This window comes from Undibacterium sp. RuTC16W (assembly GCF_049339445.1).
Classification (GTDB): Bacteria; Pseudomonadota; Gammaproteobacteria; order Burkholderiales; family Burkholderiaceae_D; genus Undibacterium.
Map to the genome: position 1 here is coordinate 980916 of NZ_JBMPPE010000001.1, position 14943 is coordinate 995858.

General features: G+C 48.2%; 13 protein-coding genes. 1 reads left to right on the top strand and 12 read right to left on the bottom strand.

Annotation, left to right across the window (positions count from 1 at the left end):
- Window position 1: 1 nt before the first annotated feature.
- From ACO0K4_RS04360 to ACO0K4_RS04405, 10 genes are all read right to left on the bottom strand, one after another.
- Complete coding sequence (locus ACO0K4_RS04360) at window positions 2–862, bottom strand: type II secretion system F family protein (RefSeq protein WP_422955367.1); 861 nt, start codon at window positions 860–862, stop codon at window positions 2–4.
- On the bottom strand, window positions 855–2669 hold the full coding sequence (locus ACO0K4_RS04365; protein ID WP_422955368.1) for an ATPase, T2SS/T4P/T4SS family: 1815 nt from the start codon (window positions 2667–2669) through the stop codon (window positions 855–857). The genes ACO0K4_RS04360 and ACO0K4_RS04365 overlap by 8 nt, the downstream gene beginning before the upstream one ends.
- Before the next feature lie 4 nt (window positions 2670–2673).
- The gene (locus ACO0K4_RS04370; protein ID WP_422955369.1) at window positions 2674–4002 is read right to left on the bottom strand and encodes a type II and III secretion system protein family protein; all 1329 of its coding nucleotides are present in this window, start codon (window positions 4000–4002) and stop codon (window positions 2674–2676) included.
- 16 nt (window positions 4003–4018) lie between these two features.
- Window positions 4019–5065 (bottom strand): Flp pilus assembly protein CpaB, encoded by a 1047-nt coding sequence (cpaB, locus tag ACO0K4_RS04375; RefSeq protein WP_422955370.1) that lies wholly within the window; start codon window positions 5063–5065, stop codon window positions 4019–4021.
- A gap of 20 nt (window positions 5066–5085) precedes the next feature.
- Window positions 5086–5304 (bottom strand): hypothetical protein, encoded by a 219-nt coding sequence (locus ACO0K4_RS04380; RefSeq protein WP_422955371.1) that lies wholly within the window; start codon window positions 5302–5304, stop codon window positions 5086–5088.
- 17 nt (window positions 5305–5321) lie between these two features.
- The gene (locus ACO0K4_RS04385) at window positions 5322–6035 is read right to left on the bottom strand and encodes a hypothetical protein (RefSeq protein WP_422955372.1); all 714 of its coding nucleotides are present in this window, start codon (window positions 6033–6035) and stop codon (window positions 5322–5324) included.
- Complete coding sequence (locus ACO0K4_RS04390) at window positions 6026–6883, bottom strand: hypothetical protein (RefSeq protein WP_422955373.1); 858 nt, start codon at window positions 6881–6883, stop codon at window positions 6026–6028. The genes ACO0K4_RS04385 and ACO0K4_RS04390 overlap by 10 nt, the downstream gene beginning before the upstream one ends.
- On the bottom strand, window positions 6880–7668 hold the full coding sequence (locus ACO0K4_RS04395) for a hypothetical protein (protein ID WP_422955374.1): 789 nt from the start codon (window positions 7666–7668) through the stop codon (window positions 6880–6882). Before ACO0K4_RS04395 ends, ACO0K4_RS04390 begins: the two co-directional genes overlap by 4 nt.
- The gene (locus ACO0K4_RS04400; RefSeq protein ID WP_422955375.1) at window positions 7659–9035 is read right to left on the bottom strand and encodes a pilus assembly protein TadG-related protein; all 1377 of its coding nucleotides are present in this window, start codon (window positions 9033–9035) and stop codon (window positions 7659–7661) included. The genes ACO0K4_RS04395 and ACO0K4_RS04400 overlap by 10 nt, the downstream gene beginning before the upstream one ends.
- A 93-nt stretch (window positions 9036–9128) precedes the next feature.
- The gene (locus ACO0K4_RS04405; protein ID WP_422955376.1) at window positions 9129–9383 is read right to left on the bottom strand and encodes a hypothetical protein; all 255 of its coding nucleotides are present in this window, start codon (window positions 9381–9383) and stop codon (window positions 9129–9131) included.
- A 391-nt stretch (window positions 9384–9774) separates the two neighbouring features.
- Here ACO0K4_RS04405 and ACO0K4_RS04410 point away from each other — a divergent pair, with 391 nt between their 5' ends.
- Complete coding sequence (locus ACO0K4_RS04410; protein ID WP_422955377.1) at window positions 9775–10785, top strand: OmpA family protein; 1011 nt, start codon at window positions 9775–9777, stop codon at window positions 10783–10785.
- 140 nt (window positions 10786–10925) lie between these two features.
- On the opposite strand, the gene ACO0K4_RS04415 is transcribed toward ACO0K4_RS04410, so the two are convergent.
- Together ACO0K4_RS04415 and ACO0K4_RS04420 are read right to left on the bottom strand one after the other, a co-directional pair.
- Complete coding sequence (locus ACO0K4_RS04415; protein WP_422955378.1) at window positions 10926–13352, bottom strand: sensor domain-containing protein; 2427 nt, start codon at window positions 13350–13352, stop codon at window positions 10926–10928.
- Window positions 13349–14626, bottom strand: a complete 1278-nt coding sequence (locus ACO0K4_RS04420) for an HD-GYP domain-containing protein (RefSeq protein ID WP_422955379.1) — start codon at window positions 14624–14626, stop codon at window positions 13349–13351. The genes ACO0K4_RS04415 and ACO0K4_RS04420 overlap by 4 nt, the downstream gene beginning before the upstream one ends.
- Window positions 14627–14943 lie beyond the last annotated feature (317 nt).

A 14943-nucleotide genomic window follows, 5' to 3' on the forward strand; every position in this document is an offset into this window, starting at 1 on the left:
GCTACACATCAATCTTCACTATTTTTCGGATTAAAATAAAACCAATAAATTCCAGTAAAAAAATAACGAACAACACCATATACCCCATCAAGGTATTAAATAGCGGTGCCATTGATTCTGGTTCCATGATATTCAAGACCCACATGAGAAAAAGCGGAAGGCACCCAACGATAATGCCCTGTAGTTTTCCTTGTGACGTCAGTGCATCGATCTTGTCTTCCATGGCTAATTTTTTTCTCATGGTATCGGCCAGCCGTTCCAGAGATTCGGTCAAATTACCACCCACTTCACGAGCAATACGCATGCTTGTCGTGAACATGGTGTACTCCTGAGATTCAATCCTTTTTTCCAGCTCTTCCAGCACGTCATCCAGCGAGACACCCATACGTAATTTCCGCACAACCAAACCAAATTCTTGATTAGATGGCTTCGGTAACTGTTCCGATAACAAACCCAAGGCTTGCTGCAAACTCATACCGGAGCGTAATGCGCCGACCAATGAGTCGAGGGTATCTGGTAGTTGTCGAATCAAGGATTTGCGACGATTGGTTTTCAGTCTTTTATGAACAAAACCGGGGCCAAACAGGCAGACCACCGCACCACCAATCGCAACAAGCGGATTACGGGTCAGCAGTAATAACAAAATTGGTACGATGATGGTCGCTGTAATACTGACTTTCATCAGATAAGCAGTATCCAAAAAGATGAACATGTCAGACAATTTGACGCTGGTTGTACCTAATACATTGTCTCGATATTGGCTGGCAAAGCGACGAGCTACTGCCCAGATCGCAATTACCAACAGCACCGCCGTCAGCGCAAAGCCAAAGGCAAGTACACTAGGGAGAAATTCTTCAGCCATTGATGACATGTCCATTGGCAGTACGGTTCTTTACTTCATCCGCATCACCAAAAATGCTGAGATCCAGATCTACGCCAAATTCACGCAACTCTTCATAGAAGGTCGGAACATAACCGCAAGGCATGAACTGTCCGCGGATCTTGCCGCTATCGTAAAATCCCATTCGCTGGAATTTGAAAATTTCTTGCATCTGTATTACGCCGCGCTCCATACCGGTAATCTCCGTAATGCTAGTGACTTTTCGGGTACCGCAGGCAAAGCGGGTTTGCTGCACAATAATTTGTACTGCAGATGCGATCTGTTCGCGAATTGCAGTTACCGGCAAATCCATACCCGCCATCAAGACCATGACTTCCAGACGAGATAGCATGTCACGTGGGGAGTTGGCATGTGCCGTTGTTAAGGAGCCGTCATGGCCAGTATTCATCGCCTGTAACATGTCTAACGCTTCCCCGCCGCGACACTCACCAACTACAATCCGATCAGGACGCATCCGTAACGCATTTTTTACTAGTTCGCGGATCGATACTTGACCGCGACCTTCCACGTTAGCGGGACGCGCTTCCAAGGTAACAAGATTATCGTGATACAGCTTCAGCTCAGCAGCATCCTCAATGGTGACAATCCGTTCAAATGGGGGGATCAGATTAGAAATGATGTTGAGCAGGGTGGTTTTACCAGATCCGGTACCGCCAGAAATGATAATGTTCTTTTTTTGCTCAACACAGATTTTCAGAAAACGTACCATCTGTTCGTCTACCGAATCGTACTTGACCAGATCGTCGACTCCGAGACGGCGCTGAGCAAATTTACGAATCGAAATGGAGGGGCCTTTTAAAGCAATTGGCCGAATCACGATATTGACGCGGGAGCCGTCCTTCAGACGTGCGTCGCATAGCGGTGTTGACTCATCTACGCGGCGACCGATCGGCGAGACAATACGTTCAATGACGCCCATCATCGCTTTCTCACTACTGAAGGCGATATCGGAGCGACGAGTCTGACCGGCACGTTCAACAAAAATATCTTCCGCACCGTTGACCATGATCTCTGTAACGGATTCATCTTCCAGCAGACTTTCCAATACACCTAGTCCGACTGCTTCATCCAATACGAATTTAGCTAATTCATCTGGATCCGTTATTGCTGGTAATGGTATTTTCCTAATCAGTTCATCAATTAATTTACTGGCCATCATACGTAACTCTACATCGCCCATACGGGTAACGTCCTGACGGCGCAAGTCTAAAGTCTTGATGAGTTCGTTATGAAGAATTTCGGCATTTGTCGATAACGCGAGCTGATGCGCGCGCGCTTCATCACTGAACTGCATGGTGATGTGCGGTTCTGCTTTAGGCGTCACCGGTGCTGTAGCTACCAATTTGACCGGTTCCGCAATTACCGGCGCTGTACCCGCCGTGCGGGGTAATTGCACCACGGGGGCTTTTGCTGCTGTGACCGATGTTGCAGGTGCCATAGCAGGTTTTACTGGTTCTGGCTGGCGATGTGCTCCCAGCGTTTTTACACGTAATACCTGGCCAGCAAGCGTGATACTGTCATCGACTCGCAAGGGACCATATCGCACTATACGTTCACCATTCACAAACACGCCTGACGGACACCCGAGATCAGTCACTGTTGCTATGCCTGCGTCATCAAAAGTCACGCGTAAAGCGCGCTTGCCTACATTGGATGGCAGCGGAATTTTTGAGTCACTTTCGCTACCAAGGATTGTGCTTTGTTCCAATGAATAGTCGATTAACTGTCCATCTACACGCCTGTACTCAAAGGTCAACAAACTTACCATGGTTTTATTCCGTTATTGTCAAAGTAGACGGTGCATACGGTAGCAATTCGCGATCACGCACCCTCTTATCGAACTCATATAGTTTTTGAGAGTTCAGGTCTTTTGGCTGGTTATCCATATTTAAGGTAGGCTGAACTAAGCGCGGCGTAATGATGATGGCGACTTCCCGTGTTGATGTCGTGCTTCCCTTATTGCGGAACAGACCACCTATCAGCGGCACATCGCCAGCACCGGGTACCTTCTGTGTGTCACTGGATTTTTCATAGGAATACAATCCGTTTAACACTACGGTCTCACCTTCGCGCGAATTGAATTCAGCCGTCGATTTACGTTTTAGGAAGCCAGGGACACCCAGCACTGTCACTGATCGATCAATACTGCTAACTTCCACATCTACCTTGGCGTAAATCGCACCAGATTTATCGGTTACCGGAGTTACTTCAAGGATGATCCCGTATTCTTTATATTCAACGGACGTTTGTCCAAAGCTACTTACCTGAGGAATCGGAATTTCACCACCAGACACAAAGCGTGCTTTAGAACCACTGCGTGTTGTCAGGCTAGGCGCAGCTAATACCTGTGCTTCACCATCCTGAACGAGTAAATTGATTTTGGAGGTAATCAATGACGCCATCGTGATGAAACCTTTTGGTGGCCAGACGTTCCCTGGTAAAGGCACGTTAGTAAAATCTAAACCGCTTGATTGCACACTAGGCACATACCGATATAAAGGATTGCTATAGATATCTGCCAGTACCCCAGCGTGAGGCCCATTGATCGATGAGTCCCAGCGAATACCCAAGTCTCTCGAGCCTTTGCTACTCAGTTCGACGACTTTGACATCGAGATAAATCATTTTTTCCCAACCAACCTTACCGATGAAATTCACTACTTGTTCGGGATACATTTTGGAAATAGATTGCGCACGTTCCTGATTGATGTCGCTGACCATTTCACCTTCAAGAACAATTTTTGAACCGGCAATCCGCGCTGTGACATTGTCTACATTGCTCAATAAACGTTTGATATCTGCCAAAGTTCGTTCCATATTGGCTTCTTGCACAAACACAGTCAGATCTTTTTGTGAACCATCCTTGAGCCACAAATGCAGTGTAGATATACCCACACCTTCTGCCAAAATCAGCAACTGGTTATTGGCAATGATTGATACCGAAATCACTTTGCCGCTACCAATTGCCACACGAGTCACTGCTAACGGAAAAACCCGAGCCTGACCACTAAACATTTCAATTTCGTTTTGCGCGTTGTTGTTTGCCGCGCTGACATCCAAAGTAAACAAAATGCTCAATGCCAATACAAATGCTTTTATCACGTCACACATCCGATCATTACTTCAATTTAAAAGGGGAATTTTCAGCACGCGGTGGGGAATTGATTCCCAAGCGATTTTTGACGTCCAACGCACTAGCTTGTGGCTTCTCAGTGCTTGATGCTGGTAAGCGACCTGCACCGAGCATATCGCCCAACAAACGTTGACCTACTTCTGATTTCAATTTAACGCCACCAGCTGCACCCGTACCACCAATAATCATTTCCACATAATTGCCTACGCCCGCTGCCGGTGGTCCATCAACCAACTTGAACGTTGTTTCGTCTAACACCATTTTGCCCAATTCACCCTTGTCGTCCGGATTACGCAATACTGCAGAAAGTTGTCCTAGTTTTTGTGCGATCAATACTTGTTCGGCCTGCTGCGGGTTGACCTTTAAGGTGACGGTAGTAAAGTCCATATTGACTTCTTGCTGACCACCATTTTCTGTACGAACCATACGTTTTTGGGTTGTCTTACCAGTCGCCATGACGGGAACTGATTGCATGATCAGGCGCACGTGCATTAGATCTTTGGGGCCAGCACTAGTGCTTTCTCCTGAGGTAGCCGCGCCAGTGTTATACGAATTTTTAGTGGTGCCCGGTCCGGTGTAGAGCAAGTCAATCATGTCACCAGGAACTAACATTCCTGAGATAGAGCTAATTTCATCCACAGGAAAGGTAATCGCGCGCTCACCCACACCAACTGTTGTAGATAGGGCGGCACGGTCTGCACGTTCTAGCGCTCCACGATCAATTGGATCACCCGGTTTGACTGCCACCATAATTTTTTGCCCAGCAACCATATCTAAGGATTCCGGATCGACTACCGTACTGGCCAGATAGCGTTCGGGAATTGTACGAACGGCGAGATTGTCAGCTGATAGCACACCGCCAGCAGGGATTTCTACCGCAGCAACGACCACTTTTTTTGTCTTGTAAGAACCTGCCAAGCGCTCTTCTGCCTGCGATAAATAGGTTCGAAAATAATATTGCGCACCCACAAAACATAAGATGCCCAACGTGACGGCTCCGCCAAGTAACAGAGTATTTTTCGAGATTTTCAAGGGGAATATAGGAATGAAGTTTAAAAAACGGATACGAGAAAACTATAACCACGGAAAAAACTGCGTACCGCCTGAGCGATATATTCTGCTGGCGACAGATTGTTGGTGATCGCGTGCGGCGTAAACATCACAAGCACCATGACACCCGCCACAACGATGTATTCAATCATCGCCTGTCCACCTTCGTTGCGATGGAATGCATTTTTTAAGATACTAAATTTGTTTTTCTTGCCGACCATATCACGCACCTTGCTTATTATTTACCTTGGATAATCGTATTCATCATGACCAATGACCCTGCTTTTTGCCCACTTAATGTAGCGTCAAATTCTTGGGTACCTTTGTTTGCAGATAACAGGATAGAATTTCCATTTTTTTTAAACGCATGGCGTTCCCATCCGCTAGCTGTCAAGCTTGCTTCCAGAGCGTTGGCAGTTGCGTCAACCGAACGCGGTGACACGGCTATTACCTGTTGTGAAATCCGACCTTGATCAATTGAATCAATAATAGAAATTGACTGCATGTCATTCGGTAAACGCACAGCAAGTTTGGGTTCTCGCTTTAATTGTGGGGACGTGAGAGCGACATACCCCTCTGCTCTTGAAGGCGCTGTTTCTTTAATCTGGAAACTGCGATGTTCGTTGCCAACCGTTTGATTTAGTACGGTCCAGGTTCCTACTTTTGATCGTGTTACAACATTGCGGTCACGCGCCCGCTCCCAGCTGTCCTGAACTTGCTTAAGCACGGTTTCCATCGGTAGATCTGTAGTGAAGGCACGTATTTTCATCGGCGTGCCATTTAACTGCATATCTTCCCCAACAGCTTGTACGCTCAGGGTATCCGGCGTGTCTTGCCACCCCGCGTATACGGATGTCACGGCAAACGAGGCCGTGACGAAGAACAACAGTTTGGCGAACGATGTTTTCTTTGAAATTGGTTTGCCCTTTTGTTTTCGCAAGGCTAATAGCATCGTGATACACCTGAAGCTGGACCTCGATACACGGGCAAAATGCCATTCCCAACCCTGTCGTTTGGGACAATATCTGGACAAATCTGACCCGGTTTAAAGTCTTTAAACGCTGGCTCTATCCATGACAAAGCCCAAGTGATGGGTGCCAGAATGGTATTGACGCGTTGGAAAGCAGACGCCGGTGCAAAAGAACGCGTACGTAAGGCTGTCTGCGGCGCTCCATCTGCGTCCCAGCTATCTGTGACGAGTGCAGATTTTTCTTTGAGAACAAGAGGCGCAAAATTAAAGTCGGCTGGCTTTGTCGTTGGCAAAGCGGCGGCGTTCAATGCAACGCTGACTTCGCTGGTGTATAAACCATCTGCCTCCAGTGCTTGGCCACCAGTAATTGCGCCTAAGACGCCACTAACTTTACTAACGATATTCGTGATCGCACCTGCCGCATTACCCGGCAACTTACCTGCCGTTGCCGGTGTCGTTACGGTTACAGCAGCCGGATCTTTGATGAGTAGCTTAGAAGCAGAATCCGAATGGTTTCTCCACATTCTCGATTGTTGGCCCCATGCCTGGGTCCCCGATTTGCTGTCGGCCGCAAAAAATGCATTCTGATTCCACGTAAAAATGCGGGCACGGGTTTGATTTTCCAGCGTCGTGTTGCTAAGCGTAGCAGGCGTATGTACTGTACGCTCCCACGCAGCATAACGTGCTGCCTGAATCGTACTCGCCTGAATATCGTGGAATTTCCCGAGATACCAGACCCCAAGGAAAAGAGCGATGATAACGCCCGTCATAACGACGACTTCAACCATGGCTTGCCCGCGTTGCGTCGGTTTAATGGCTGGGATAGTCATTGTTTTGCGACGCCGATGGAAAAAACGGAAGGGTTAACCTGAATGCCAATTTTTGCCGAGACCGGCTCGGTCAACATCGCACCTTCTGCATCGTTGGTTGCCAGGCTACGTACATAAGCAGGAATAGGTTGTTGATCAAATGTCGTCAGCGCAACACCAGCCTCATCTTTGACAATACAGAATTCTGTTGCCAGACCTGCTAGCAGGTCATTGGTGTCAAGACAGCCCAGCGAAACGTTGTTGATTGCTTTGGCAAGTTTGTAAGCGCTTTTGTCTACCGCTGCAGCAGCAGCTATGTTGTATTGCTCAGGCGATGAGGAATTACTATGCCCATCCTTATCGATATCGACTGCATAAATATAGCCGTCATGAACGGATTGTGTTGATACTGTGTGTGCAATGCTGGTGGCACAGCCTTTATCCGGCTGGGTGTCGCTGATATCGATGCTCCAAGTGTCTGTTTTTGTATAAAACGCTTTTCCATCGCTGATATAGGTATCTTTTTGTCTGATGAAAGACGCGGGGATCGTCACAAAAGGTTTGTAAGACAGTTTGCTCAGTTGCGCTGAGCTGACGCAACCATCGTAGATTACTTTGGCGATCGCCTGATATTTGCTGATTGTTTCTGGTCGAATCGTTGTGACCACTTCGTAACTACCGGAAGCTACCGGTGGTTGTGGCGTATTTGCGGCTGCTGGTGAGTGACTGCCGCTGCCGCAAGCAGTCAAAAACACGATACTGAAAACTGAGCCAAATCGTGCTTTGTTAGTGGTTGTCAGGAACACGTGCTATTGCCTCCAAGGAGTGCGCCGATAGGTGGCAAAGCTTTTGCTGCGCCGACAATGGTGCGGGTTAATCTGCTATCTGTGGCAAGCGAGGCGCGCCAGTAAGGACTAAATAAACTTGGTAATTCTGTTTTGCCGTCTACGCGATCTGAACGATACGGGCGCTCGAAACTGACACAACCTGTAGCGATCGCATAAACACCAGCGTTGGCAGGGAAGTTGGGATCATGTTCCAGTGTGGTACCGTTGGGCAGCACGGCTTTTGCGTTGAATGCACTATTCGCTGATGGAATCGAACTGTTTGGGATGACTACTTCAATGGGGTAGGCCAGTTTGAATGACGGTTTTGTTGTCCCTTTTAAATCTGCCAGATCGCGGTAATTCGGGAATGGGTTGTTCAATTTTTTTGCATAAGTATTATTATTCGCATCGTTTCTTGCCAGGCGCCCATCAGTATCATTCCATTGGTTGAACTGCCCGTGGGTGCCAATTTTGGTGACTTTGTTTGGGTTGTATGCTTGTGCGCCACCCCAGCCTACTGGCACTTTGGTCGTCCAGTCGCCTTTAAGAGGGTTGTAGACTGTGCGTAGCTCAGCGGAGTCCAGACCTTTCCAGGCATCAAAATCGATCAGGTCGGTACCGCCTTGCTTTCTGATTTCAAATACCCAACCAAGGCCCATGCTCCAATCGCGTTCTGCGGTAAATCCATCGCGTGAATTCAGTGTGACCTCGCGTAAGCGGGTGCGACCATCTGTTCCAACCCTACCGCTAGATTTATTGTAATCTTTGGTGAAATTTAAAAAGTCGATGGCATTTTTTGCGAGTAATAGGTTGCCACCGTGACTCACTGTTGCTCCGTTTAAATTAGCGACTTTAGTTGCCAGATCAGCGGCAACGGGACCCGTGAAGTTAAAAGTAACTTGTAAAACGTTTTCTCCAACGTTTATAAAACGCAATCCCTGTTCTGCTAACGGAAGGAAATTTTGTACTTGGGTATTTACCTGCGACAGCACTTGCTGAATCGCCTGGGTTACCGTACCGGCATAAGGAATAAACCGGGTGATGTAATTGATGTTAGTGACAAACCGGGCGATGTAGTCGACCCAAGATCGTAAGCTGACCGACTGTGCGATAGTGACTTCATTGACGACCATGGCGCGATTCATGTATGCCTGAAAATTGAGTGTGCGGGCTTCCCATACTGCGCCACTGTAGGCTGCGGCATCGGCTGCATTCATCGCGCGCATTTTTGCGTTGGTTACCTGCCCCGAGTTAAAAGCGACCAACAGTAGCCCGACCATCGCAGCAGCAAAGCCCAAAAATACGATTAGTGCTTGTCCTTTGTCTTTTAACGTACGGCGTCGCATCACTTGACCTTCACATTTCTCGTTCTCAAAAAAAGCCGGAGGAATATCCTCCGGTTCACGTGCATTTCCCTTATGAAAACAGGGGAAAGCCGATTATTTTTCGAAATCTTTGAGTGTTTTTGCTTTAGCAGCGTTGTTTGCATTGGTTGTTTCTGTAGTAACCAATGTACGTGCCTGTGTGCTTGCTCCACCAGCCAGTGTTGATGCAGCTACCGAAGTTTGACCACGAATAACACCACCGAATGCTTGATATACGCCGATTGCTGCAATAGCGATCAAAGCAACAATAATGATGTACTCAGTCATACCTTGGCCGAGTTGACGATTACGCAAATTTAAATGTTTCATAATTTCTCCATGGGAATGTTTGAACTTGAGCGACATAATGAGGCTACGTCGAGCCGGATACTAATAAATAAAAAACAATTGTTTTTAAACAATTACATATTGTTACAATGTAATTATTTTTTTACATTTGTTTTTGACAACGCCGTGTTTTTTGCTGGATAATTTTTATCACTTAAATAAATTTAATTCACCGTAAAATTTATAAGCTATTGAATTTACATAGTAATATTTTGCTTTTAAGTAATAAAATTAGACTGAAACTATTTTGATTTTCTTGCCTTGACTCCATTTTTTACCTACAAGGACAAGCCTTATTACCCATGTTTTTAACTAAAAATTTTTATTTATGATCATTTCCAAGAAATTGCTTTATGGAACTTTCTTTTGTTTTGTGCTAGCACTTAATGCTTGCAAAGCAAAAAATGCAGAAGCACCCGCTAAAGCCGGCACGCCCACCCAAGAGATAGCGGAAAAAAATGGTAATTCAACAGCCGCTAACCCAGCCAACAATGCCTTTGATCCGGGATCCGTTCCGCGCACGACGGCTGTTTTACCGGCTTTTCCTTATGTGGATTACCCGACTAAGCTTGATGAGAGTTATCACCATATCGTTACCGATACGCAATTCGATAAGGCCTACATCGTTGCGGGTAATGAGCTGCGAGCGGTTGAGGGTAGAATTTCTCACCGTACGTTTCCTCATAACACCTTGAACATGTCGGCGTTGGCATCGCAGCGCAACTATGAAGACGTAATCAAATCGATTGGTGGGGTAAAGGTCAATAAATCCCAGCCGTCTGATGAATCGTTTGTGAAACAGCAGGGAGGTGATATTGAAGCAGTCTTTAAAAAATTACGCCTGGGCTATGCTGGCGCCAATTTTCAGGGTGGCGGTGTTACTTCGTATGATGTTTACCTGATACGCACAGATAAAACCAATATCTGGATTGCTGTTGCGACGTTTGATGATGGCATCAACACGAGTTTATTGGTGATAGAAGAAAAAGCACTGGAGCAAAATGTCGGTCTGATTAAGGCCGATACGATGGCATCTAGCTTGCAACAACAAGGTCATATCGCTTTGTACTTGTCGTTCGATACAGACAGCGATGTCATCCGTCCTGAAAGTACGCCAGTTGTTGATGAAATCGTGAAGTTGCTACGCACAGACGGTACGTTGAAACTGAAGGTTCAAGGGCACACCGATAACGTGGGTGATGCTGTCCATAATAAGACTTTGTCACTGGCACGAGCGAAATCGGTGATCAAGGCGATTACGGCGCAGAAAATAGAAGAGTCCCGCCTGATGGCTGCCGGAATGGGAGCGGAGCATCCGCTTACAGACAATTCAACAGAGAGCGGGCGTGCCAAGAATCGTCGGGTCGAATTAGTCAAATCTTGATGTGAAATCTTATTGAATCTGGAAGCAACAAATGGTGCTATCTCTCGATATCGAGACCGCACCATTATTAGTTTATCTGGCTGTTAGTCGACTGATGCTAATGCTGTGGGACACAGTTTGACCGGCGTCAGACTACCCGATCAGTGCTGATGATGTAGCGGCAGTCCTGGCATCACTTTGCGATACCAGGCTTCAAAATCATGGACCGACAGGGCCGGTGAATACAGATAGCCTTGTAGTTCGTCGCAGCCCAGGGTCTTGAGCTGGGTGCGTTGTTCTTCTGTTTCTACTCCCTCAGCAATGACTCTGAGTTTCAGCGCGTGTGCCAGGCTGATAATTGCCGTGACGATGGCGACGTCACTCTCGTCGTCTGGCAGATGCATGACAAATGAACGGTCGATTTTGAGTTTGCTGATAGGGAAGCGCTTCAGATAACTGAGGCTGGAATAGCCGGTGCCAAAATCGTCAATCGCGAGTTTGATGCCTAGTACAGAAAGCGATTCAAGTTTAATAATCGCTTCTTCTACATCACGGATCAGTATCGATTCGGTCAATTCTAATTCCAGGCAATCGGGCGTCAGGCCTGCATCGGCGAGCGCTTTGGCGACGTTGTCGACAAAATCGCTTTGCTGGAATTGTAGCGCCGATACGTTGACCGAGATGCGAAGTTTTCTGTCCAGATTCCACAGGGCTGCCTGACGGATAGCTGTGTGCATGACCCAGTTACCGATGGCGACAATCACACCGGTTTCTTCAGCGATGGGGATAAATTGTGCCGGACTGACTTCGCCCAGATCTTTGTCATGCCAGCGTATCAGCGCCTCGGCGCCGAATACTTCGCCGCTATCAATATTCACCAGCGGCTGATAATGCAGGCGGAAACCGTCATGCTCAAGCGCCTGACGCATTGCATGATCGAGCTTCATGCGGGATAGCAGACCGACATTCATCTGACGCTGATAAAAGCGAAAATCCGAGCGGCCTCTTTCTTTGACGTGATACATCGCGCTGTCGGCATTCTTGATCAGGTCGTCCATGTTATTGCCGTCTGCCGGATACAGCGCAACCCCGATGCTGCAGCTGACCGAGAAGCTCATGCCATCCAGAGTAAACGGTGCATTGAGTTCTTCCAGCACACGTCGTGCGCAAATTTCGGCACCGTGAGCATCAGCCTGATGCAAGAGTAAGACAAACTCGTCGCCGCCCAGGCGTGACGCCGTATCCACCTGGCGGATACATTTTTTTAGCCGTTCGGTTACATCAATGAGTACCCTGTCGCCGAAAGGATGGCCGAGCGAATCATTGATTTGCTTGAAGTGATCAAGGTCGAGGAACAGCAGCGCAAAGCTGGAGCTATTACGGCTTGCCGCACTGATCGATTGCTTGATACGCTCGGCGAGTAACAGGCGATTGGGCAGACCGGTCAGTACATCGGAGAACGCGAGCTCTTCGATTTTTTGTTTTGCAGTATGAGTCTCGGTCCGGTCTTTGAAGAAGCCGATGTAATGCATGGTGTTGCCGGTTTCATCCTGCACCCGGACCAGAGAAATCATACAAAGATAGGCGTGCCCGTTTTTACGCCGATTCCAGAGTTCGCCTTCCCAGAACCCTTTGGTTTCCAGATCTTCTAGTAGCTGTTTTACCAGCACCGCATTGCTCTCTTCGGAAAAGAAATCACTCGGCGATTTGCCGATCATTTCTTGTTCCGTGTAGCTGGTTAGCTGCTCAAAGCTAGGATTGGTGGTGATGATTTTTTGTTCTGCATCAGTGATGAAGATCGCATCCGTACTCGATTCAAATACCTTGGCGGCGAGCTGTAAGCGCGCCTCATCGGCAAGTCGCTGGGTGATATCGCGATAAGAATACACTCTGCCGATGGCCCGACCACGCGCATATTGTGGCAAGGTCACACGCTCCAGAATTTTGCCTGAACGCAGCACCAGCACATCGGTTGCTTCCATCAGCGGCGAGCGGTTGATGGCACCGAGCCGCTCACTGTAATGGCTGGCGTCGACCATGCATTTATCCATCCATGCATAGATTGCCTGATCGTCTCTCTGGGTCAGCAACTCGTCGGGCAACGTCCACAATTTTGCAAACAGATGGTTATAGCTACGGATACCTCCTTCGAGATCCGTGACCAGAATCCCGTCGGCGGTCGATTCCAGTGTTGCGCGTAGTTCAGCGATCAGTTTTTCAAGTTCATTTTCGACATGGCGCTGATTAGTGTGATCGCGAATCGCGACCACATACATATTGCTATCCATGCCGGTACGTACCAGCGTGACGCGACGCTCGACTTGAATCGTCCCGCCATCGGCGCGTTGCAATACCGTTTCGGAAAAAATATTATCCGACAGACCGGCCGCCGCGTCTTCCCAGAAAAATACATCTTCGGGAGCAGCTGCGAGGTCGATGACGGCTTTACCGATCAGCGTACCGCCAGGCACTTGCAACAGATCATGTGCGGAGCGGTTCGCCGCCAGCACCAGCAACTCAATAGGATCGACCAGTAACACGGCTTCCAGCATGCCTTCGATCAATGCCTGCCATTGCTGGGTTTTCATGCGCCGCCTTCCAAAGCTTCGATTTCCCGGCCGCGCTCAAAGAAATAGCACAAACGCTTACGCGGCGACAAATAGTCATAAGCGGCTTTGGGTAACTGCAAGGGTTTCAGGCTGCGATGGATGCCCAGACTTTGCTCGTATTCGAGATTGATCACCAGGGCATCGTCGCGCGGTATTTCGGGATTGTGGATCACGACACGCGGCTTGATCGGACGCGAGGAATTTACAGATACCACCAGCGCATATCGCTCATCGGTCAGTTGCACCACGGAACCCGGCGGATAAATGCCCATCATGCGGATAAACGCCGTCATGGTCGGCGCGTGGAATTGCGATTTATGCTGGGTGAATAATTGCGATAAGGCCTCATGCGGCGTAATCGCCAGCGCCGGATTACCGGGATTGCACAAGTTATCGTATTGATTGACCAGCGACACGATCTTGGCAAGCGGTGACATTTTATCCGCCAGAATCCGGGTCGGATAACCCGAGCCGTCGATATGTTCATGATGCTGCGCGACCAGCAGCGTTGCATTCGCAGAGAGCGCCAGTTTACGCGCCAGATTGACGCCATGCATGACATGGCTCTGATACAACTGACGCTCAGCGTGACTGAAATGATCTTCAGGCCAGCGCAGACGATCTGGTAATTCCATCTTGCCGATATCATGCAGCAACGCACCGATACCCAGTTCTAGCATATCGACTTTGCTCAGTTCCATCGCCTTACCTAAGAGCAGCGAAATAATTGTCACATTGATCGAATGCAATGAGGTGCGTTCACCGGCTTTTTCGGATAGCAGGCGAATCGCTGCCTCATCCTCGCCCAGCATGCCAGCCAAAAAGCCTTTTATCAGATTCTCGGTTTGCTCTCGGGCGACTTGAGGCTGAGCATGCACAATCTCGGTCACATGCTTGAAGGTCTGGGATGCCTGGCTGAACTGACGTTCGCACACCAGCAGGCTGGCTTGCTGATCGGCCAGCATCTCACGCCGCTTGCGCGCCTCGATCGATTTTGGTGATTCTGCGGGGGATGTGCTGGCTATATCAGTCGCTGCAGGACTTGTTTCCGCATCGGGATCCGGAGAGCTCTTGTCCGGTGCATAACGTATGCGCTCCAGGCCTAACGAACGTATCGTCGTAATCTGATCCTGATTACGAATTTCGAAGCTGTTCACCGGAAAAGGGTGATCCATCCAACCCATGTCGAGATAAACAAACATCCCTATCCGGAGCTGCGAAACGTCGATAAATTGTGTGTGAATATCAGTCATAGAGCTCGTCGCAGAATACCTAGATTCAAGAGCTGTTTTGTACAAGTTGTACTATTAACACGACACTTCTGAAAAATCCATCTTTTTCAACATGTCGACCCAGAAATAGTGAGAAACAAACAATGCCCCAAACGGCGAACCACAATCATGCTGCAGGTGCCGCAATATCGGCTGTTATCTCATATATAAAATCGAATCCGCAAGCCTGATGCAGGTTGTGGCGTGATTTCAGTCTGCAGGCCGCATGCAGACTGCGGGATCATTTTTGGAAATTTCAAAAAACCTCAAAATCATATCAATAGGACTGACGCAAAAAC

Excerpts from the sequence above, each read along its gene's own strand:
- ACO0K4_RS04360 (WP_422955367.1), bottom strand. The coding sequence starts at position 862 with ATGGCTGAAGAATTTCTCCCTAGTGTACTTGCCTTTGGCTTTGCGCTG.
- ACO0K4_RS04365 (WP_422955368.1), bottom strand. The coding sequence starts at position 2,669 with ATGGTAAGTTTGTTGACCTTTGAGTACAGGCGTGTAGATGGACAGTTA.
- ACO0K4_RS04380 (WP_422955371.1), bottom strand. The coding sequence starts at position 5,304 with ATGGTCGGCAAGAAAAACAAATTTAGTATCTTAAAAAATGCATTCCAT.
- ACO0K4_RS04385 (WP_422955372.1), bottom strand. The coding sequence starts at position 6,035 with ATGCTATTAGCCTTGCGAAAACAAAAGGGCAAACCAATTTCAAAGAAA.
- ACO0K4_RS04390 (WP_422955373.1), bottom strand. The coding sequence starts at position 6,883 with ATGACTATCCCAGCCATTAAACCGACGCAACGCGGGCAAGCCATGGTT.
- ACO0K4_RS04400 (WP_422955375.1), bottom strand. The coding sequence starts at position 9,035 with ATGCGACGCCGTACGTTAAAAGACAAAGGACAAGCACTAATCGTATTT.
- ACO0K4_RS04405 (WP_422955376.1), bottom strand. The coding sequence starts at position 9,383 with ATGAAACATTTAAATTTGCGTAATCGTCAACTCGGCCAAGGTATGACT.
- ACO0K4_RS04415 (WP_422955378.1), bottom strand. The coding sequence starts at position 13,352 with ATGAAAACCCAGCAATGGCAGGCATTGATCGAAGGCATGCTGGAAGCC.
- ACO0K4_RS04420 (WP_422955379.1), bottom strand. The coding sequence starts at position 14,626 with ATGACTGATATTCACACACAATTTATCGACGTTTCGCAGCTCCGGATA.